Origin of the sequence: Methylobacterium sp. 174MFSha1.1 (assembly GCF_900116815.1) — a bacterium.
Classification (GTDB): domain Bacteria; phylum Pseudomonadota; class Alphaproteobacteria; order Rhizobiales; family Beijerinckiaceae; genus Methylobacterium.
Window position 1 is genome coordinate 128,276 of record NZ_FPCB01000013.1, and the last position, 19,493, is coordinate 147,768.

Annotated in this window: 22 protein-coding genes; 14 read left to right on the forward strand and 8 right to left on the reverse strand. The window is 72.0% G+C overall.

Going from position 1 to position 19,493, the window contains the following annotated elements; all coding sequences use genetic code 11:
* Positions 1–27: 27 nt before the first annotated feature.
* The gene (locus BM430_RS12475; RefSeq protein ID WP_093567577.1) at positions 28–444 is read left to right on the forward strand and encodes a (deoxy)nucleoside triphosphate pyrophosphohydrolase; all 417 of its coding nucleotides are present in this window, start codon (positions 28–30) and stop codon (positions 442–444) included.
* A gap of 136 nt (positions 445–580) precedes the next feature.
* Here the strand turns inward: BM430_RS12475 and BM430_RS12480 are convergent, their stop codons facing one another.
* Positions 581–928: a DUF427 domain-containing protein gene (locus BM430_RS12480; RefSeq protein WP_093567578.1), complete on the reverse strand. Its 348-nt coding sequence runs from the start codon at positions 926–928 to the stop codon at positions 581–583.
* Positions 925–1,800, reverse strand: coding sequence for a methyltransferase domain-containing protein (locus tag BM430_RS12485; protein WP_093567579.1), 876 nt, complete (start codon positions 1,798–1,800; stop codon positions 925–927). The genes BM430_RS12480 and BM430_RS12485 overlap by 4 nt, the downstream gene beginning before the upstream one ends.
* A 134-nt stretch (positions 1,801–1,934) precedes the next feature.
* On the opposite strand from BM430_RS12485, the gene BM430_RS12490 reads away from it, so the two are divergent.
* Both BM430_RS12490 and BM430_RS12495 read left to right on the forward strand, forming a co-directional pair.
* Positions 1,935–2,813 carry a lytic transglycosylase domain-containing protein gene (locus BM430_RS12490; RefSeq protein WP_244539473.1) on the forward strand — a complete coding sequence of 293 codons (879 nt, stop codon included), beginning with the start codon at positions 1,935–1,937 and terminating at the stop codon, positions 2,811–2,813.
* Between the two features lie 105 nt (positions 2,814–2,918).
* Positions 2,919–3,152 carry a hypothetical protein gene (locus tag BM430_RS12495; protein WP_093567581.1) on the forward strand — a complete coding sequence of 78 codons (234 nt, stop codon included), beginning with the start codon at positions 2,919–2,921 and terminating at the stop codon, positions 3,150–3,152.
* Between the two features lie 66 nt (positions 3,153–3,218).
* Here BM430_RS12495 and BM430_RS12500 read toward each other — a convergent pair whose 3' ends face one another.
* The 4 genes from BM430_RS12500 to BM430_RS12515 form a co-directional block, all read right to left on the reverse strand.
* The gene (locus tag BM430_RS12500; protein WP_093567582.1) at positions 3,219–4,442 is read right to left on the reverse strand and encodes a pyrophosphate--fructose-6-phosphate 1-phosphotransferase; all 1,224 of its coding nucleotides are present in this window, start codon (positions 4,440–4,442) and stop codon (positions 3,219–3,221) included.
* 146 nt (positions 4,443–4,588) lie between these two features.
* Positions 4,589–5,446, reverse strand: coding sequence for an enoyl-ACP reductase FabI (fabI, locus tag BM430_RS12505; RefSeq protein ID WP_093567583.1), 858 nt, complete (start codon positions 5,444–5,446; stop codon positions 4,589–4,591).
* Between the two features lie 146 nt (positions 5,447–5,592).
* Entirely contained in the window at positions 5,593–6,522 is a 930-nt protein-coding gene (locus BM430_RS12510) for a DnaJ C-terminal domain-containing protein (protein WP_093567584.1), read from the reverse strand.
* Positions 6,523–6,720: 198 nt separating this feature from the next.
* Complete coding sequence (locus tag BM430_RS12515; RefSeq protein WP_093567585.1) at positions 6,721–7,215, reverse strand: RT0821/Lpp0805 family surface protein; 495 nt, start codon at positions 7,213–7,215, stop codon at positions 6,721–6,723.
* A gap of 131 nt (positions 7,216–7,346) precedes the next feature.
* On the opposite strand from BM430_RS12515, the gene pdxH reads away from it, so the two are divergent.
* The 8 genes from pdxH (at position 7,347) to BM430_RS12555 (ending at position 13,398) form a co-directional block, all read left to right on the forward strand.
* Positions 7,347–7,955: a pyridoxamine 5'-phosphate oxidase gene (pdxH, locus tag BM430_RS12520; protein WP_244539464.1), complete on the forward strand. Its 609-nt coding sequence runs from the start codon at positions 7,347–7,349 to the stop codon at positions 7,953–7,955.
* Between the two features lie 205 nt (positions 7,956–8,160).
* The gene (locus BM430_RS12525; protein WP_093567658.1) at positions 8,161–8,883 is read left to right on the forward strand and encodes an SDR family NAD(P)-dependent oxidoreductase; all 723 of its coding nucleotides are present in this window, start codon (positions 8,161–8,163) and stop codon (positions 8,881–8,883) included.
* Positions 8,876–9,889 (forward strand): hypothetical protein, encoded by a 1,014-nt coding sequence (locus tag BM430_RS12530; protein ID WP_093567587.1) that lies wholly within the window; start codon positions 8,876–8,878, stop codon positions 9,887–9,889. Before BM430_RS12525 ends, BM430_RS12530 begins: the two co-directional genes overlap by 8 nt.
* Positions 9,886–10,365 (forward strand): NUDIX hydrolase, encoded by a 480-nt coding sequence (locus BM430_RS12535; protein ID WP_093567588.1) that lies wholly within the window; start codon positions 9,886–9,888, stop codon positions 10,363–10,365. Before BM430_RS12530 ends, BM430_RS12535 begins: the two co-directional genes overlap by 4 nt.
* Before the next feature lie 11 nt (positions 10,366–10,376).
* The gene (locus BM430_RS12540) at positions 10,377–10,796 is read left to right on the forward strand and encodes a TIGR02301 family protein (protein WP_093567589.1); all 420 of its coding nucleotides are present in this window, start codon (positions 10,377–10,379) and stop codon (positions 10,794–10,796) included.
* Positions 10,797–10,991: 195 nt separating this feature from the next.
* On the forward strand, positions 10,992–11,255 hold the full coding sequence (locus BM430_RS12545) for a hypothetical protein (protein WP_093567590.1): 264 nt from the start codon (positions 10,992–10,994) through the stop codon (positions 11,253–11,255).
* Positions 11,256–11,316: 61 nt separating this feature from the next.
* Positions 11,317–12,405, forward strand: a complete 1,089-nt coding sequence (locus BM430_RS12550; protein WP_093567591.1) for an SPL family radical SAM protein — start codon at positions 11,317–11,319, stop codon at positions 12,403–12,405.
* Positions 12,406–12,534: 129 nt separating this feature from the next.
* Positions 12,535–13,398, forward strand: coding sequence for a PhzF family phenazine biosynthesis protein (locus BM430_RS12555; RefSeq protein WP_093567592.1), 864 nt, complete (start codon positions 12,535–12,537; stop codon positions 13,396–13,398).
* Here the strand turns inward: BM430_RS12555 and BM430_RS12560 are convergent.
* Complete coding sequence (locus BM430_RS12560; protein ID WP_177303029.1) at positions 13,386–14,495, reverse strand: branched-chain amino acid ABC transporter substrate-binding protein; 1,110 nt, start codon at positions 14,493–14,495, stop codon at positions 13,386–13,388. The two genes, BM430_RS12555 and BM430_RS12560, sit on opposite strands and share 13 nt — an antisense overlap.
* 395 nt (positions 14,496–14,890) lie before the next feature.
* Here BM430_RS12560 and BM430_RS12565 point away from each other — a divergent pair, with 395 nt between their 5' ends.
* Positions 14,891–15,862, forward strand: a complete 972-nt coding sequence (locus BM430_RS12565) for a D-2-hydroxyacid dehydrogenase family protein (RefSeq protein ID WP_244539465.1) — start codon at positions 14,891–14,893, stop codon at positions 15,860–15,862.
* A 32-nt stretch (positions 15,863–15,894) separates the two neighbouring features.
* On the opposite strand, the gene BM430_RS12570 is transcribed toward BM430_RS12565, so the two are convergent.
* A complete protein-coding gene (locus BM430_RS12570; RefSeq protein WP_093567594.1) occupies positions 15,895–17,064 on the reverse strand; it encodes a polysaccharide biosynthesis/export family protein in 1,170 nt (389 codons plus the stop codon).
* Between the two features lie 239 nt (positions 17,065–17,303).
* Here BM430_RS12570 and BM430_RS12575 point away from each other — a divergent pair, with 239 nt between their 5' ends.
* Positions 17,304–18,566 carry an alpha/beta fold hydrolase gene (locus BM430_RS12575; protein ID WP_093567595.1) on the forward strand — a complete coding sequence of 421 codons (1,263 nt, stop codon included), beginning with the start codon at positions 17,304–17,306 and terminating at the stop codon, positions 18,564–18,566.
* A gap of 53 nt (positions 18,567–18,619) precedes the next feature.
* Positions 18,620–19,411 (forward strand): Cof-type HAD-IIB family hydrolase, encoded by a 792-nt coding sequence (locus tag BM430_RS12580; RefSeq protein ID WP_093567596.1) that lies wholly within the window; start codon positions 18,620–18,622, stop codon positions 19,409–19,411.
* Positions 19,412–19,493: the final 82 nt, after the last annotated feature.

Below are 19,493 nucleotides of genomic sequence, written 5' to 3' on the forward strand. Positions count from 1 at the left end.
CCCCTCTCGTCAGGCGAGCCGTTCCCCATGGCAGATCCCCTCAAGCTTCTCCTCGTGGTGGCGGTCGCCCTCGTCGATCCGGACGGACGCGTGCTGCTGGCGCAGCGCCCGCCCGGCAAGCAGCTCGCCGGCCTTTGGGAATTCCCGGGTGGCAAGATCGAGCCCGGCGAGCGCCCGGAGGAGACGCTGATCCGCGAGCTGGCCGAGGAGCTCGGCATCACCGTCAAGGCGGAGTGCCTGGCGCCGCTCAGCTTCGCCAGCCACCCCTACGAGACTTTCCACCTCCTGATGCCGCTCTATGTCTGCCGGCGCTGGGAGGGGTTCGTGCAGTCGCGGGAGGGCCAGGCGCTCAAATGGGTCCGCCCGCGCGACCTCGCGAGCTATCCGATGCCCCCGGCCGACCTGCCGCTGCTGCCGGCGATCGTCGATTTGCTGGGGCCGTGAGGACGGTCCGGCTCACCTCCGCCGACCGTATGTCTCACCGGACGTGAAACCCTCCATGTCATCCCGGGGCCGCGCAGCGGAACCCGGGATGACATGGAGGGTTTCAGATTGTCGGATCAATCTCACCCGACGATCGTCAATCCTTGAACTCCTCGATCGCGTCGACCTTGTTCGGGTAGAAGGCGAGGTGATCCTTGATCGCCGCCACCGCGGGGAACGGCGCCTCGTAGCTCCACACCGCGTTCGCCCGCTCGACCCCGCCGGCGGTGAGCGAGTAGTAGCTCGCATCGCCCTTGTGCGGGCAGTGCGTGCGGTGCTCGGTGCGCGCGAAGAGGTCCATCTCGGCATCCTCGCGCGGAATGTACTGGACCGGCGGCATCGTGCCCTCGCGCAGGGTGAGGGCGCGGGTGGTCTCGGCGACGATCGTGCCGCCGAGCATCACGCGGATGCGGTGCGGGTTCGGGGTGATGGTGATGTCCGTCATGACGGCTCCTTGCGTTCGACGGTGCCGAGGGCGTCGGCCAGCCGCGCCTGGGCGCTGCCCGGCCGCAGCGGCTTCTGCTGGCTCTCGTGCGGCACCCAGCCCGAGAGCCAGATCAGTTCGAAGGTCGCACGCAGGCGCCCGTCCGGATCGGCGAAGCGCTCGCCGTAGAGCTGGGCGGCCCGCATCAGGGTCGCGCGGCGCAGCGTCCCGCGGCGCTCCCGCAGGGCGTTGGTGAGCCCCATGGCGCGCAGGTCGCGCATCAGCCCGAACGGGTCGCCGTAGCGCACCGTCACGGTCTCGACGTCGGTGACCGGGAGGGCGAAGCCGGCGCGCTGGAGCAGGCCGCCGAGGTCGCGCACCTCCGCGAAGGGGGCGACCCGCGGGCTCACCCCCCCCTCGACCTCGCTCTCGGCCTGGGTGAGCACCTGGCGCAGCTCCGTCAGGGTGCGGCCGCCGAGGAGGCAGCCGACGAACAGGCCGTCGGGCCTCAGCGCCCGGCGGATCTGGACGAGCGCACCCGGCAGGTCGTTGGCGTGCTGGAGCGCGAGCAGCGACACCGCGAGGTCGAAGCTGCGATCGGCGAAAGGCAGCGCCTCCGGATCGCCGACCGCGACGCCGGGGCTGCCGGGCTCGAAGGTGGGGGCGAGGCGCGTGACGGCGCCGGCCCGGCCGCTGGCCCGGAGCCAGTCCGCCGCCGCCGGCACCGGGGTGGCGAGGTCGAGGGCCCGGGGAAATTCCCGCAGCACCGCGCCGAGGCGGTCCGACAGGTCGTCGACCGCCCGCGCGACCAGGAAATCGGCGAAGCCGGCGCGGCGGGCGCGGGCGAGGCGCTGGCGGATCAGGGCGGAGTCGAACAGGAGCGGCGAGGACATCGACCGCTAGATGGCGCCCCGGGACGCCCGGCGCCAGGGCCCCGCGCGGCGCGGGCCCGCGAAACGCCCGCTGCGACGATCGCACTTTGCCGAATCGTTCAGCGAATCGCGGTAAAGCTGCATCCGTGACCCGCATCGCCCCCCTCCTCGTCCTCCTCGCCCTGGCCCTCGCCTCCCCGGTGCGGGCCGCCCCGGCGGCGCCCGCGCCGGCCGCTGCCGCCGCCGAGAGCAAGGAGGAGACGGTGGAGCAGGCCCTGTGCCGGCTGATCGAGGGGGCGGCCAAGTCCAAGGGGCTGCCGGTGGCCTTCCTGACCCGGCTGATCTGGCGCGAGAGCAGCTTCCGGCCCGGCGTGGTCAGCCGCGCCGGCGCGCAGGGCGTGGCGCAGTTCATGCCCGGCACGGCGCAGGAGCGCGGCCTCCTCGATCCGTTCGATCCCGAGCAGGCGATCCCGGCGGCGGCGCGGTTCCTGATCGACCTGCGCGGGCGCTTCGGCAATCTCGGCCTCGCGGCGGCCGCCTACAATGGCGGGCCCGGCCGCGTCTCGGCCTGGCTCGCCGGCACCGGCGGCCTGCCGGCCGAGACCCGGGCCTACGTCGCGGCGATCACCGGGCGCAGCGCCGAGGACTGGGCCGCCGCCGCCAAGGGGGACGTCAAGAGCGACCTCTCCGAGCCGGAAGGCACCCGCTGCCTGCAGGTCACGGCGTCCTTGCGCATCCGCGGCCGCACCGAGACCTTCTTCGCCGACGCTGCGGCGGTGCTCGCGCCCTGGGGCGTCCAGCTCGCCGGCAATTTCTCGAAGTCGATCGCGCTGGCGAGCTTCGGCCGCGCCCGCGACCGCTACGCCGCGATCCTCGGCGACGTGCGCCCGATGATCATCGGCACGCGGCTGCGCCACCGCGGCACGCGGGCCTTCTACCGCATCCGCGTGCCCTCCGAGACCCGCGCCAGCGCCGAGGCCCTGTGCGGCCGCATCCGCGGCAGCGGCGGCGCCTGCATCGTCTTGAAAACCTGAGGTTGATGACATTTCACCCAAACGGGTGATGACAGGGGGGATCACCCCTGTTTCGTTCACAATGCGACAACATTTGCGTCGTGGGCGAGCAGGGAGGGAAGCCCCATGAAGTTCGGCGATGGCGTGCCCCGTTGGGCGCGGAGGCGGGTCGAGCGGCACTTGGCGCGCAACCAGGACGGCAAGGTCGTCCGCTGGATGTCGTTCGAGACGGGATCCCGGCAGGTTCGGACCGGAGCGGAGCCGGTCGAGGCCGCGGGGAACGTCCTGCCCTTCCTCCGCCGGGCCCCGGTCGCGGAGCCCAGCCGCGCGGCCCCGATGCTCGACGCGACGGGATCGTGATAGACACCTAGAGTGACAGGAGGCCGGCGCCGGGGGCGACGCCGGCTCTCCTCGCCGGTCTCGCCGTCAGTGCGGCCGCTCCTGACCGATCTGGTCCAGCAGCGCGGTGAACCACGGTACGGTCGGATCGAAGGCCTTGCCCCCGCGGATGCGCGGGAACTCGATCGCCCGCAGGCGGCCGCCCTGGTCCTCGTCGTGGCCGATCACCCCGGAGACGCCCTTCAGGCCGCACTCGACCGCGAGGTCGACCATGCCCTGGATCAGCCGCAGGTCGTCCGGGTTCGGCGCGGCCGAGCGGCAGAAATGGCCGGATTTCAGCACCAGGGTCTTTTCCGCCCCGATCATCGGCGCGAAGCGGTCGGCGAACCACTTGCCGACATTGACCGTGTCGATCTTGACGTGGCCGAACGGATCGCGGCCCAGGACCTCGCCGCGCCCCTCGATCTCGGCCACGATCTCGTCGAGGCCGGCGCCCTCGCTCAGGAAGACCGTGACGCAGTCCTTGGCGTCGAGCCGCTCTCTGAGCCGCGCGGCCTCGCGCGCGATGTCGAGGGGCATCTCCGGCAGGTAGACCGCGTCCACCTCCTTGTGGGCCCGGTCGAGCCCGAATTCCGGCAGGAACGCCGTGCGGTTCAGGCGCTCGCGATAGGCCTTGGCCGTCGCGGCGGTCAGCCAGCCGCATTTGCGGCCCATGATCTCGTGGACGATCAGCATGCGCGGGTTGGCGCTCTGCTCGTTGACGATGTTCTCGGCGAAGAGCGCGCCCTGCTCCGCGGCCGTCCAGGCGCCGAGCGTCTGGCGGATCGGCACCACGTCGTTGTCGATGGTCTTCGGGAGCCCGACCACCGTCAGGTGGTAGCCGTTCGCCTCGAGATAGGCCGCGAGATCGGCCGCCGTGGTGTTGGTGTCGTCGCCGCCGATCGTGTGCAGGATCGTGACCCGGTCGCGGGCGAGCTGCTCGGCCGCCACCTTCAGCGGGTCCTGGCCTTCCTTGACGAGGCCGCGCTTCACGCAATCCTCGACGTTGGTGAGCTTGATCCGGCTGTTGCCGAGGGCTGAGCCGCCGTGGCGCAGGAGCACGCCGGCGTTCGCCCGCACCTCGGGCGTGACGGTGAGGTGGTCGCCGAGCAGCAGGCCCTTGTAGCCGCTGCGATAGCCGATGATCTCGGTCTCGGGCGAGAGGTCGGTGTAGCGGGCGATCAGCCCGCCGACCGCCGCCGACAGGCAGGGGGCGAGGCCGCCGGCGGTGAGCATGGCGATCTTCTGGCGAGAGTCGCTGGGGATGGACATGGTGGGCTCCGCATGACGACGCGACGCCCACATTGGGCCGGACGGCCCGCCGGTCCAGCCCCGAACCCCGGTGTCGCCCACAAAACTCCCGTTCGCCGCCGCTCGCTCCGGCGATGTCGGCGCAGCGAGAGTTCTGCGAGGCGCCCTCAATCCTTGTCGATGCTGAGGTCCGGCGCCTCGGGATTCTTCATGCCGACGACGTGGTAGCCGGCATCGACGTGCAGGATCTCGCCGGTCATGCCGCGGGACATGTCGGAGATCAGGTAGGCGGCGGTCTCGCCGACCTCGTCGATCGTCACCGTGCGCCGCAGCGGGGCGTTGTACTCGTTCCACTTCAGGATGTAGCGGAAGTCGCCGATGCCGGAGGCGGCGAGCGTCTTGATCGGGCCGGCCGAGATCGCGTTGACGCGGATCTTCTGGGGACCGAGATCGGCCGCGAGGTAGCGCACGGAGGCTTCGAGGGCCGCCTTGGCGACGCCCATCACGTTGTAGTGCGGCATCCACTTCTCGGCGCCGTAATAGGTCAGCGTGAGCAGCGAGCCGCCGTTGGGCATCAGCTTCTCGGCGCGCTGGGCGACCGCCGTGAACGAGTAGCAGGAGATCAGCAGCGACTTCGAAAAGTTCGCCTCGCTCGTCTCGATGTAGCGCCCGGTCAGCTCGTCCTTGTCCGAGAAGGCGATGCAGTGGATGACGAAGTCGATCCCCTCGGGAAAATGCCGGCCGGCGGCCTCGAAGACCGCATCGATCGAGGCCGGGTCGGTGACGTCGCAATGCCCGACGACCGCCGCGTCGAGCTCGCGGGCCAGCGGCTCGACGCGCTTCTTCAGGGCCTCGCCCTGGTAGGTGAAGGCCAGCTCCGCGCCGTGCTGGTGCGCGCTCTTGGCGATGCCCCAGGCGATCGAGCGGTTGTTGGCGACGCCGAGCACGAGGCCGCGCTTGCCGGCGAGAAGCCCGGTGCGGGGCTGCCCGCCATCCTGTACCTGTGCCCGGTTCGAGTCAGCCATGTGTCACCCAAAGAACAGCCGCCACGGGGGCCGGTCTCGGCCGGTCGGACCCGGCCGTGCATGGCTCCCCAACGGTTTCCTTAACCGACGCCCGCGGGCGACGGAAGTGCGCCGGCTCCGGTAAAGCCGCACGCCTCCGGCCGCGCTCAGCTCGCGGCGGTCGCGGCCCGGCGCTTGCGGGCGAACTCGGTCAGGGCCTCGTCGGCATTGGCCGGCAGGGTGACGGCGATGGTGGCCAAGAGGTCGCCGCGGGTGCCGTCCTTCTTCGGCAGGCCCTTGCCGCGCAGGCGGAAGACCCGGCCGGAGCTGGTCATCGGCGGGATCTTCATCTCGACCGCGCCGGTCATGGTCTGGATCCGGATCGGCCCGCCCAGGACCGCGTCCTCGAGCGGGACCTCGGCGGTGGTGCGCAGGTCGGAGCCCTCGATCTGGAAGCGGGAATCGGCGGCGAAGCGGATGGTCAGGAGCGCGTCGCCCGGCTCGGCGCCGTGGGCGCCCGGATAGCCGAGGCCGCGCAGGCGGATCACCTGCCCGTCGACCACGCCCTTCGGGACCACCACGTCGACCTCGCGGCCGCTCGGCAGGTTGAGGCGCAGCTTGGCCTCGCCGGCGACCTGGTCGAGGGTAACGGTCAGCTCCGCGGCGACGTCCTCGCCCTTCTGCGGCGCGGCGCGGCCGGCCCCGCCGGCGGAGCGGAACGTCTCGCCGAACAGGTGCGAGAAGATGTCCTCGCCGAAGCCGCCGGCGCCGCCGGCCCCGCCGCGGGCCCGGGCCATCGACTCGAAGTCGAACCCACCCCCGCCGCCGCGGCCGGCGCCACCTCCACCGAAGCCCTCGAAGCCGGTGAAGCGGGGCTTGCCGTCGCCGTCGATGGCGCCGCGGTCGAACTGCTCGCGCTTCTTGGCGTCGCCCAGGATCTCGTAGGCCTGGTTGACCTCGGCGAAGCGGTCCTGCGCCTTGGCGTCGTTCTTGTTGCGGTCGGGGTGGTAGGCCTTGGCGAGCTTGCGGAAAGCCTTCTTGATCTCCGCCTCGTCGGCCGAGCGGCTCACGCCGAGTACGTCGTATGGGTTGCGCATGGCGATCCGATGGCGATTCGAGCGGCACTGGCCCGGGTCCGTGACCGCCTGGGCGATTCCGCTCTCGTGAAACGATTGAGCCGTATCTGGCGACCGTGTTGCCGGATTGCAACGCAGGCGGCGCAGGAAGAGGTCAGGTTACGTCACTTCCCGCGACGGCGCCATTTCCCCGTCACGGCGGCTCCGGCGCCGCCGGTTTCACCCCGGCTTCGTCGTCGTCTTCACGCTCTTCAGCTCCCAGGCGCCGCCCGAGGGCCGGCAGCCGGTGCCGCGCACGAAGCGGTTGCGGCCCGGCCCGATCACCGAGGCGAGGAAGCCGCGGCAGATCTCGTCGTTCTTGACGAAGGGCAGCCCGGTCGGGTTGACCATGCCGCGCATGCCCGAATCCGGGTTGTCCCACTTCACCGGCTGGCCGTTGCCCTGCGGATCGAGGGCGACGGAGAGCGCCGCCTTGGCGCGGCGCCAATCCTCGCCGGAGAGGTCCGGGCCGAAGCCGAGTTCCCGGTCTCTCCGGGGGGCCGCAGGCTCGATGCTGCCGGTGCTCTCCGGCTCCGGCGGCGCCACATCCGCCTGCGGCGTGAACATGATGAGCGGCTGGCTGCAGCCGCCGATCGCCAGGACGCTGCCCAAGGCGCTCGCCGCGACGACGAGCCCGAGCGTCACCGAACCGACTTTACACGCACCGCGACGCATTACACCTGTTCTCACGACCGGACGGCCCGCCGCGACGCATGAGAGTGCGACGCCGGCCCGCCCCCGGTTCCGGTTGTCACATGGGCACAGGGCCGGTCGGGCCCTGGTGCCACTTGGGTAAGGACGATGCCGTGGACGGGTTAACGAAAGATGATTTCACCCAGAACCCGGATCCCTGGGGACTGTTCCGGCAATGGTTTGCCGACGCGCAGGCCTCGGAGCCCGAGGATCCGAACGCCATGGCGCTCGCCACCTGTGGCGCCGACGGGCTGCCGGACGTGCGCATCGTGCTCCTGAAGGACGCCGACGAGCGCGGATTCGTGTTCTACACCAACACCCTGTCGATGAAGGGGCTGGAGCTCGCGGACAACCCGCGCGCCGCGATCGTGCTGCACTGGAAGAGCCTGCGCCGCCAGGTCAGGGCCCGCGGGACCGTGACGAAGGTCGAGGATGCGGAGGCCGACGCCTATTTCGCCACCCGCGCCCGCGACAGCCGCCTCGGCGCCTGGGCGAGCCGGCAATCGCAGCCCCTCGACGGCCGCGAGACCCTGATGCGGGCGGTGGAGGAGGTGGCCGCGCGCTTTCCCGGCGAGACCGTGGCGCGCCCGCCCCACTGGACCGGCTACCGCATCGCCCCGGTGACGATGGAGTTCTGGCAGGACGGCGCCTACCGCCTGCACGACCGGGTGCGCTTCACCCGCGAGGGCGAGGGCTGGCAGAGCAACCGCCTCTATCCTTGAGGGGCAAGCATCGAGGGGCAAGCATCCCCGACAGGCAAGCCCGTCCTGCGCGGGCAAGCTTTGCTGCGGCGCGGCGAGCCCTGGATTTCCGGAGCCCGGAGCCCTACCCTGAGGCTCTTCGCGCCGCGCCCCTGTCGTCGGCGCCCCGCACCGGACATCCCGAGGAACGGCCGTGGCCCAACCGTCGAACGAACGCCGCCGCGTGATGCTGCTCACCGGCGCGAGCCGGGGCATCGGCCACGCCACCGTCAAGCGCTTCTCGGCGGCGGGCTGGCGCGTCATCACCTGCTCGCGCCACCCCTTCCCGGAGAACTGCCCGTGGGAGATGGGACCGGAGGACCACCTCCAGGTCGATCTCGCCGACCCGGAGGACACGGTCCGCGCCGTCAAGGAAGTGGCCGGGCGGCTCGAGGCCGAGGGCGGGCTGCTGCACGCGCTCGTCAACAATGCCGGCATCTCGCCGAAGGGGTCCGGGGGGGCGCGGCTCGGCTCGATCGACACCCCGTTCTCCGACTGGACGCGGGTGTTCCAGGTCAATTTCTTCGCCCCCATCCTGCTCGCCCGCGGCCTGTGCGAGGAGCTGACCCGGGCGCGCGGCTCGATCGTCAACGTGACGTCGATCGCGGGGTCGCGCGTCCATCCCTTCGCGGGGGCGGCCTACGCCACCTCGAAGGCCGCGCTCGCCGGCCTGACCCGCGAGATGGCCTCGGATTTCGGCCCGCTCGGCGTGCGGGTGAACGCGATCTCGCCGGGCGAGATCGACACCTCGATCCTGTCGCCGGGCACCGACAAGCTGGTGGCGCAGATCCCGCAGCGTCGCCTCGGCACGCCCGACGAGGTCGCCAAGGCGATCTACTTCCTGTGCACCGAGGCCTCGTCCTACGTGAACGGCGCCGAGTTGCACATCAACGGCGGCCAGCATGTCTGAGCGGCGGGCGCTCACCCTCCTGCTTCCTGCCGCCCTCGCCCTCCTGCTCACCGGCCCCGCCGCCGCCGCGCCGCGGGTCAGCCTCCTCGACCTGCCGTTCCGGGTGACGCAGTTGCGCGACGCGGGCAGCGAGGCGGCGCTCGCCGTCACCACCGCCGGGCTGCCGCAGCTGCCGCGCAAGGCCGGCCCGGTCGCCGTGGTGTGGGGCGAGAATGGTGCGGCGGTCCTCACCCTGTCGGGCGATACGGTCGCGGTCGTGCCGCTGCCCCTCGACGCGGTCGAGGGCCTCACCGCCGGCGAGACGCCGAAAGGCGCATTGCCGGGCACCCGCCGGGTGCTGGCCGGGCCGGTCAGCGCCTACCTGTCGGGCCCGAGCCGGGCCCCGGACGGGCGCCCGGGCGCCGCCGGCGTGACCGTGCGCGAGCGCCAGAAGGTGACGATGAGCGCCGATCCGAAGCCCGTCCCGGTGGCGACCGCGACGGTGCCGCCGGGGGCCGGCGCGGTGTTCGCCGCCGACACCCTGCGGCCGGTCGAGATCGACGGGTCGCTCCACCTGCTGGCGCTGGGCGAGCACCCGGAGGGCACCGGCCTCGCGCTGATCGGGCGCCAGGACGGCAATTGGCGGGTACGCGCCGAGACCCCGCCGGAGCCGGGTCCCCTCGCCCTCGCGGCCGACCTGCCGGGCCAGCCGCCCGCCGCATTGCTGGTGCGCGGCGAGGAGGGCCGGCTCGAGCACTGGAGCCTCGCCGGGGGTAAGCCCGCCCGGCAGGCGCAGGGCGCCGAAGGGTTCTCCGCCCCTGGTGCCGCCCTCGGGAGCGAGTGGGTGGTGGCGACCCGCGACCGCGCCGCCCTCGCCTACCTCTCCCTCAAGGACCTGTCCGAGCGGGCGCGGGCGACCCTGCCGGCGCCGGTCGGGCCCGGCCTCGCGGTGCTCGGCAACCGGATCGTGGTGGCGCTCGCCGACGGGCGGCTCGCCGTGGTGCAGGACGGGGATGCGCGGCCTTGAGCGCGGATGCCGAAAATCCTGCCTGCAAGGATGCGGCCTGGCGCCGCCGCTACCCGCTGCGTCCCTTCATCGCCGCCTCCGCGGCGGTGGTGCGGGACGGCCGGGTGCTGCTCGCCGCCCGCGGCCAGGCGCCGATGCGCGGGATCTACACCCTGCCGGGCGGACAGGTGGAGGTCGGCGAGACCCTGGCCGAGGCGGCCCTGCGCGAATTGCACGAGGAGGTCGGGGTGGTGGCCGAGGTGGTGGCCAACCTCGATCCCCTCGAGGTGATCGAGCGCGACGCCGACGGCGCGGTGATGTTCCACTTCGTGATCCATCCCCATGCGGCGCGCTGGCGCTCCGGCGAGCCGACGACCGGACCGGAGGCCCTCGACTTGCGCTGGGTGACGCCCGACGAGGCGCGCGACCTGCCGACCACGCGGGGGCTGCACGGGGTGATCGCCCAGGCCCTCGCGGTGTTCGGAGGCGAGAGGTGAGGCACGCCGTCATGCTGGCGGCCGCCTGCCTCCTCGCGGCGGCCCCCGCCCTCGCCCAGAGCCGGCCGAAGCCCGCCCCCAAGCCGGCCGAGAAGGAGGCCCCCGCCCCTCCCCCGCCGGCCGACACGCCGGCGCCCTACGACCGCGACCTCCTGCGCCTGTCGGAGATCATCGGCGCCCTGAGCTTCCTGCGCGAATTGTGCGGCAACCCGGACGCACCGGAATGGCCCGCCCGGATGAAATCCCTGCTCGATGCCGAGGGCACCAGCCAGGGCCGGCGCGACCGCCTCGCAGGAGCCTATAACCGCGGCTATGGCGGCTACGCCGTGACGTACCGGGTCTGCACCCCCTCGGCGGTCGAGGCCGCGACCCGCTACATCGGCGAGGGCGAGCGCCTGTCGGTGGCTCTGGCCGGAAGATTCGGCGGCTGACCGGCCCTCTGTTGCATGGACGCCACTCTGTGGCGTCCGTGTCGAAGAGAGAGGCATTCTCGTGGCGCCGTTAACCTCTTCGCAATTCCTTGCTGGCCCGCCGCCGGGCGAGGGCCTATGAATCGGGGCATCACACGAGGCCGCTGCGGATCCGAGACCGCCGTTCTCACCAGAGACCCGATCTCAAGGCTGTCGATGACCGAGTTCGAAACCCACGACCCCGCGCTCGAATCCGATCAGGATGCGAAGCGCGCCGCCCTGAGCTACGTCTCGGAGGCCTTCGCGGAAGGTTGCCTGGACGGGATCGACGGCGACTGCATGGCCCAGGCCGCCCTGTTCGCGGCCTTCCAGGAGCTGGTCCAGACCTACGGCGAGGAGGCCACCGCCCGCTACGCCGAGGGCTTTCCCGAGCGGATCCGCGGCGGCACCTACACGGTGCGGCCGCAAGGCCGGCATTAACGCCGTCGCGCTCCCTCGTTAACGATCGGGACCTGCCGAAGCGCCCGCGCGTTCGCCTGGCATGACATTCCACGATCCCGCTCCCGCCCGCGCGGCCCGCCTCTGGCGCCCGCGCCGGGTCGTCATCACCGCGGCGGCGCGGGAGCACGCCCATGGGCGGGCGATCGCGGCCCGCGCCGAGGCCCTCGGGCTCGCCGTCGAGGCTCTGCCCGGCAACCGCCTGACCGGCCTGCGCCACCCCGATCCGCGCCGGGCCTATATCGAGGCCAAGAACACCCTCGCGGTGGTGGTGGCCCCGCCGACCAAGCTGAAGCTGCAGCCGATCCCGCCGAGCGCCGACTGGCGCGTCGACCTCGCCGAGGGCTGCCCGGCCCATTGCCAGTACTGCTACCTCGCCGGTTCGCTCTCGGGGCCGCCGGTGACCCGGGTCTACGCCAACCTGCCCGAGATCCTGGACAACCTCGCCGCATACGTCGGCCTGGGCGGCGTCACCTCGACGAGCGCGGACCGCGCACACGAGGGCACCACCTTCGAGGCCTCGTGCTACACCGATCCCCTCGGCATCGAGCACCTGACCGGCTCGCTCTCGGCGGCGATCCGGCATTTCGGCGCCTGGGACGCCCCGGTGTCCTTGCGCGCCACCACCAAGTTCGCGGCGGTCGAGCCCCTGCTCGGCCTGGAGCACCGTCGCCGCACCCGGCTGCGCTTCTCGGTCAACGCCGCCTCGGCCGCCCGCTACGAGGGCGGCACCGCCCCCTTGCGCGACCGCCTCGCCGCGATGGGGGCTTTGGCCCGCGCCGGCTATCCGGTCGGGCTCACGGTCGCGCCGATTCTTCCCGTGCCGGAGTGGCGCGCGGCCTATGCCGACCTGTTCGCCCAGGCCGCCGACGCGCTCGACGGGGTGCGCGACCTCGACCTCGCCGCGGAGCTCATCACCCACCGCTTCACCCCCGGCTCGAAGGAGGTGCTGACGGGCTGGTATCCGGGCTCGGACCTGCCGATGCGGGAGGACGAGCGCAGCCGCAAGCTCACCAAGTTCGGCTCGGTGAAGTACGTGTTTCCGGCCGAGCTGATGCGGGACATGCGGCAGAGCCTGACGCAAGACCTGGCGGAGCGGCTGCCGGCGGCGCGGGTGCTGTATTGGACGTGATACCGAGGCAACATCGTCAAGATACTTACATCCCACCCACACCCTCATCCTGAGGTCGCGGGTGGGAGATGACCGACGAATCGGGCAGCACGCGATCGAGCGACTTTCGCCGCCCCCGGCGCCCCCACCATGACCGCCCGCTTCGCCTTGGTCGACGTGTTCCACGACGGCACCTTCACCGGCAATCCGCTCGCAGTGGTGAGCGGGCCCGAGCCCGACACCGCGACGATGCAGGCGATGACGCGGTGGTTCAACCTGTCGGAGACGGTGTTCCTGCTGCCGCCGACCGATCCGGGCGCCGATTACCGGGCGCGCATCTTCACCCTCGCCCACGAGTTGCCCTTCGCCGGCCACCCCACCCTCGGCGCCTGCCACGCCTGGCTGGCCCTCGGCGGGACGCCGCGGCAGCCCGGGCGCGTGGTGCAGGAATGCGGCGCCGGCCTGGTGCCGATCCGGCAGGATTCCGACCACCTCGCTTTCGCGGCGCCGCCGCTCCTGCGCGCAGGGCCGGTTGACGCGGCTACCTTGCGGGAGGTCGCGACGGTGCTGCGGATCGCGCCCGAGGCCATCGTCGAGGCGCGCTGGGCCGATAACGGTCCGGGCTGGATCGGGGTGATGCTGGGTTCCGCCGAGGCAGTGCTCGCGGTGGAGCCGGTGCGCCGCCACGAGGGCCGGATCGATATCGGCCTCGTCGGGGCGCATCCTCCCGACGCAGAGGTGGCCTGGGAGATCCGCACCCTGTTCAGCGACGGCGCCGGCGCCCTGGTCGAGGATCCGGTGACCGGCAGCTTCAACGCCGCCGTCGCCGGCTGGCTGCGCGAGACCGGCCGCGCCACCGGTCCCTACATCGCCGCTCAGGGCACGCGGCTCGGCCGCCGCGGCCAGATCTTCGTCGATTACGACGGCGCCGACTGGGTCGGCGGGCGTACCCTCACGGTGGCGGAGGGGACGATCCCCCTCGACCTCGCGTCGCTCGGGCCTCAATTGGCGTAGGTGAAGACCCCGTCGCGCCAGACGTAGAGCACGTAGCCCGGCGCCGTCACGTCGCCCTTCTGGTCGAACCCGACATTGCCGAGCACCAGGGTGAACCGCTCGGCATGCAGGGTCTCGGCGATGGCCTTCGGGTCGGTGGACTTGGCGAAGTTGCCGGCCTCGACGAGGGCCTGGAGCGCGGCGTAGCCGTAGAGGGTGAAGCCGGCGGGATCGATCCCGTCGGCCTGCAGCGCCTTCACGGCGGCGGCGGCCTCCGGCTTGCGGCGCAGGTCCGGGTTGAAGGTCATCAGCACGCCGTCGCTCGCAGGACCCGCCAGCGTTCCGAATTCCTTGGTGGCGATGCCCGAGGTGCCGAACCATTGCGGGCGGTAGCCGGCATCCGCCGCCTTGCGCACCAGCTTGCCCATCTCCTGGTAGTGGCCGCCGTAATAGACCACCTCGATCCCCGCCCCCTGCAGGCGCTTGATCAGCGCGGCGTCGTCGGTCTGGCCGGGGACGATTGCCGAGAACAGGGTCTCGTTCTGGCCGATCTTGTTCAGGTTGGCCTTGGTCGACTCGGCGAGGTTCCGCGACAGGGGCGTGTCGTCGTAGAGGATCGCGATCTTCTTGTCGCGAAACCGCTCGGCCAGGATCGTGGCCGAGAGGCGGCCCTGGTCGTCCTCGCGGCCGGAGACCCGGAAGATGGTCGGCAGGCCACGATCGGTCAGGCGCGCGGCGTTGGAGGCCGGGCTGATCATCACAGCGCCGGCCGCCGCGTAGACGTCCGAGGCGGCGAGCGAGGCGCTGGAGCAGACATGCCCGATCACCAGCCGCACGCCGGCGCGCACGAAGCGCTCGGCCACCGCCATCGCCTGGCCGGGGTCGCAGGCATCGTCCTGCACGTCGAGCACGATCGGCTCGCCAGCGATGCCGCCGCGGGCATTGGCGTCCCGGACGGCGGCCTGCACGCCCTGGAGCACCTGCTCGCCGATGCCGGCGACCGCGCCGGTGCGCGGCACCGCGACCCCGACGGTCACGTCGGCGCGGGCGGTCCCCGCCCCGGTCAGCAGCGCTCCGATCGCCAGCCACAGGGCGGCGACGGCCCTGGTGCGCGTCATCCCCGGCGCTCCCGCATCGTTCGAACCACTCCGACCTCCGGCCTCGCTCGTCCGGCCGCTTAGCACGGCCGCTGCCACCTGTCCGTGCGAAGCACGGCTATCAGTCCCTTCTCCGCGCGGACCCAGCGAGGCGCCCGCTCTATCGGGCGCGAGCCCACGGGGGCGCAAGGGGGGCGTGGCGCGTCAGGGTGCTGCGGCGAGCATAGCACGGACGCCTCGGCTGGAACGCCCGTCCGGCGCCGGATATGGAGGGATTCATACGATTTCCGACTGATCGCTTCGCAATGCGGAAATCGGCTTCGCTCAAGCATGTGGAGCCGGAGGCTCCACCGCGCAGGCTTGTCATACGATGGGCGGAAGTAATTTTCCGTCGATCGGATCAGGGAGGAAACCGCGTGACGACACACGATGACGGCATCCGGGTCGCGGTGCTCGACGATTACCAGGGCGTGGCCGCGGGGCTCGCCGCGTGGGGCGGCCTCGGCCCGGAGGTCGCGGTGGAGTTCTTCTCGGAGCCGGTGCCGCGGGCGGACGCCGCCGCGCGGCTGGCGCCCTACACCGTGCTCTGCCTGATGCGCGAGCGCATGCCGCTCGACGCCGAGTTGATCGCGGCCCTGCCCCATCTGAAGCTCGTGGTGTTCACCGGCGGGCGCAACCCGTCGGTCGACACCGCGGCGCTGACCGCCCGCGGCATCACGGTCTGCAACACCCGCAACGGCGAGGGCGGCATCGCCACTGCGGAACTCACTGTCGCGCTGATGCTGGCCTGTGCCCGCAACCTGCCGCGGGAATTCGCCAACATGGCGGCCGGGCGCTGGCAGGAGACGGTGGGCGAGGGTCTGGAGGGCCGCACCCTCGGGCTCCTCGGGCTCGGGCGCATCGGGGCCCGGGTCGCGGCGGTGGGCCGGGCCCTCGGCATGCGGCCGACGGCCTGGAGCCCCAACCTGACGCCGGAGCGGGCCGAGGCCGGCGGGGCGGCTCTCGTCACGCGCGAGGCGCTGTTCGCGGAGAGCGACGTGATCAGCCTGCACATGGTGCTGGCGCCCTCGACCCGCGGCATCGTCGGGGAGGCCGAGATCGCCCGGATGCGGAGAGGGGCGATCCTGATCAACACCTCCCGCGGCCCGCTGATCGACGAGGCGCCCCTGGTGGCGGCCCTGGCGGAGGGCCGGATCCGGGCCGGGCTCGACGTGTTCGATTGCGAGCCCCTGCCCGCCGACCACCCTTTGCGGCGCTTGGCCGGCGCGGTGCTGACCCCGCATCTCGGCTACGTCACGCAGAGCACGTTCCGGATGTTCTACGAGGACACCGTCGAGGCGATCGCGGCCTGGCGCCGGGGCGCTCCGGTGCGGGTGGTGACGCCCTGACACGAACGGGGCGCTCGGCGCCCCGTTCGCCCTTACCGCACGCCGGAATAGACCGAGGCGCCGGCCGCGACCGGTGCCGTGATGGTTGAGAACACGCTGAGCACCTTCTGGACCTCGGTGAAGGGCGCGTTCGAGACGTAGACGAGGTCGCGGTTGCGCATCCGGAACGCCTGGGAGACGAACAGGCTGTTGGGATCGCGCATGTTGATCCGGTAGACCACCGGCACGAAATTCGAGGTCAAGAGCGGGCTGGTCGGACGGATGCGGCGCACCACCGAGGCCGGCTCGAACCGGAACAGGAACACGCCGGCCGGGTCGGCCTGGACGTCCGAGAGGCCGCGGGCCTTGGCGAGCGCCTGGGCCAGCGTAATGCCCTCAGCGGCGAACGGGATCTCGGATTGCGCGCCGAGCGCGCCCACCGCCAGGAAGGTCTGGGGGTCGCGCACCAGGGTGAGGGTGTCGCCCGGACGCAGGAAGATGTTCTCGCGCGGGTTGGAGACGATCGCGGTCAGCGGCACCGTCGCGGTGGTCGAACCGCGCGACAGCCGCACGAAGGTCTCGGAGACCGGCGCGCGCACGCCGCCGGCGGAGGCGACCACGTCGAGCAGCCGGTCGCCCTTGGTCGAGAGCGGCAGGCGGGCGCCCGCCGTCACCTCGCCGGTCACCGTCACGGCGGTGCTGGTCGGCTGGACCACGGTGACGATCACCTGCGGCTCGATCGCCTTGCCGGCGAGCTCCTGCTCGATCTGGGTCTGGACGTCCTGGACGCGCTTGCCCGCCACCTGGATGCGGCCGGCATACGGCACCGTGATGGCGCCGTCGCGGGTGACGGTCTGGGGCGGGATGGTGGCCGATTTCGAGCCGGAGGAGAACCGGTCGACCGACAGGGAGCCGGAGAACAGGCCTCCGGTGCTGGCCTCGTAGATGGTCACCGCCACGGTGTCGCCGACGCCGATCACCGGCTCGACGGAGGGGCGGCGGTCGCCGAAGGAGGCGAGCAGGCTGTCGAGGGGACGGCCGCGCAGGGCCTCGACCACGGCGGCGTTGACGTCGACGATCTCGTAGCGGGCGAGCAGGCCCTGGTCGGTGGCGACGTCGGCGCCCGACGCGACCGCGCTGGCCGTCGGTCCGGCCGCCGGCAGGAAGTTGGAGCAGCCCGAGACCGCGAGCGCGGTGCAGAGGGCGATCGGGAGTGCGCGCATCGGCGAGATTGCTCGTCCTTACCTTGAGAGTGGTCCCTAGCCTGAGTCGGGTCCCCTGTCCGTGGCCCCCGTGTCACAGTGCCTTCGGGAGCCCTCCCCCGGCGCCGCCTTCCCCGTTAGACACAGGCCCGCGGAACCGGCGCGCGGCCTTCGGCGTGTCGTGAAAGCACGACAAGAGTTACCAAATCGCGGCGTCAGGATGGCACGGCGCGAATGATGGCGCGGATGACAGGGCAGAGATGACCACACAGATCGGCTACACGCCGCCCGACGCCGCCGCACAGGATCCAGGGCCCGTGCGCCGGCGGCACGTCGTCTACCTGCCGGGCTACGATCCGGAATCGAACAAGCGCTACAGGGCCTTGTTCGCCCGCGAATTCACCCGCTACGCCAAGCGCTTCGACATCGGCAGGAAGGCGATCACCCGCGCCGAGACGCGGCCCGACGGCCTGGTGCAGACCTGGACCGTGGAGACCGGGCAGCCCGGCCGGGAGACCCGCACCACCTACGAGGTGCTGCTGTGGGACGACCTCGTGCGGGCGGATTTCCGCCGGCCGCTGATCGCCTCGATGGCGCTCCTCACCGCCGGCATCCTGCACAGCCTCGTCACCGGCAAGCTCTTCCGGCTCTACGGCCTGAACTGGAAGTACGGCAACGTCATCCTCTACCCCTTCGGCATGACGCTGATCCTGGGGGCGCTCGCCGCCCTCCTCGGCACCGGGGTCGCGCGGCTCCTCGCCGGCTGGCTGCCGAATCTGGCCGCCGGCGCCCTCGGGGCGCTCGCAGGGATCGGCCTCGTGCTGGCCGCCACCCCGCTCCTCGACCGGATCTTTCTGCGCCAGCTCATCAACGACTGGGTGTTCAACTGGCAGCACAGCAACGGCTGGCGCCCCGACTACGAGGCGCGGCTGGCGCTCTTCGCCGACCACGTCGCGGAGATCTGCCGGGCGGGCGAGGTCGACGAGGTCCTGATCGTCGGCCATTCCTCGGGCGGCCTCACCGCCGCCGAGGTCGCCGCGCGGGTGCTGGAGCGGGATCTGCCGGCGACCCCGCGCCTGTCGCTCCTCACCCTCGGGGCCGGGCTGCCCCTCGTCACCATCAACCCGCGGGCGCAGCCGGTGCGGGCCGACGTGATGCGCCTCGTCGCGAGCGCGCGGCTGGTCTGGACCGACTACCAGGCGCCGCAGGACTGGATGAACTTCCCGGGCTTCAACCCCGCCCGCGACCTCGGCGAGACGCCCGCGGGGCCGGTGCGCAACCCGATGATCCGCTCGACGAAGTTTCGCGAGATCATCGTCCCGGACGTCTACCGGCGGATCTCGTTCCGGCCGTTCCGGATGCATTTCCAGTTCCTGATGGCCAACGACCTGCCGGGCGAGTACGACTTCTTCGCCCTGACGCTCGGACCGCAGCCCCTGCGCGAGCGGGTCCTGCACCCCGAGATCGTCCCGCTGCGGCCCGAGGCCGCCCCCGAGCCGGTACCGGTGCACCGGGAAATCTGATTCCGAGATCTGGCTCCGAGATCCGAGGAGGCCGCCCCTTGCCCACAGCTCCCATGTCCCTCGTGGTCACCGACGTCGACGGCACCCTCGTCACCGGCGACAAGCGGCTGACGGAGCGGGCGATCCGCGCCGTCGCGGCCCTGCGCGAGCGCGGCATCGCCTTCACGGTGGCGTCGAGCCGCCCGCCGGTCGGCCTGCGCCCCCTGGTCGCGCCGCTTGGGCTCACCCTGCCGATGGGCGCCTTCAACGGCTCCACGGTGGTGCGGCCCGACCTCTCGCTCGTCGACGAGACGCTGATCCCGGAGGCAGCGGCGCGGACGGCCGCCGCGCGCTTCTCCGCGGAAAAGATCGACCTCTGGGTCTTCGCGGACGGCGCGTGGCTCCTCACCGATCCGGACGGGCCCTATACCGACCTCGAGCGCCGCACCCTCCAGGCCGCGCCGCGCGTGGTCGACGACCCGGCGCCGTACCTCGCCCGCGCGGCGAAGCTCGTCGGCGTCTCCCGCGACCACGCCCTCCTCGCCGCCCTCGAACCGCGGCTGGCCGCCGAGATCGGCGACGGCGCGGCGGTCCACCGCTCGCAGGCCTACTACCTCGACGTCACCCCGCCCCACGTCGACAAGGGCCATTTCGTGGCTCGCCTCGCGGGCGAGCTGGGTGTCCCGCTCGATCGGGTGGCGGTGCTCGGCGACATGGCGAACGACACGGCGATGTTTTCCCGCGCCGGCCTGTCGATCGCGATGGGCAACGCCAGCGAGGCGGTGAAGCGGGCAGCGACCGAGGTGACGGGGACGAACGAGGCGGAGGGGTTCGCGGAGGCGATCGAGCGGTTCGTGCTGGTTTAGCGTGTCCCGATTTTGTTAGACATGAAGGCATCTTGTTCCCACCAGCGCTCGTTCTAAGGTCGCGGGTCGGATAGGCCGTCCA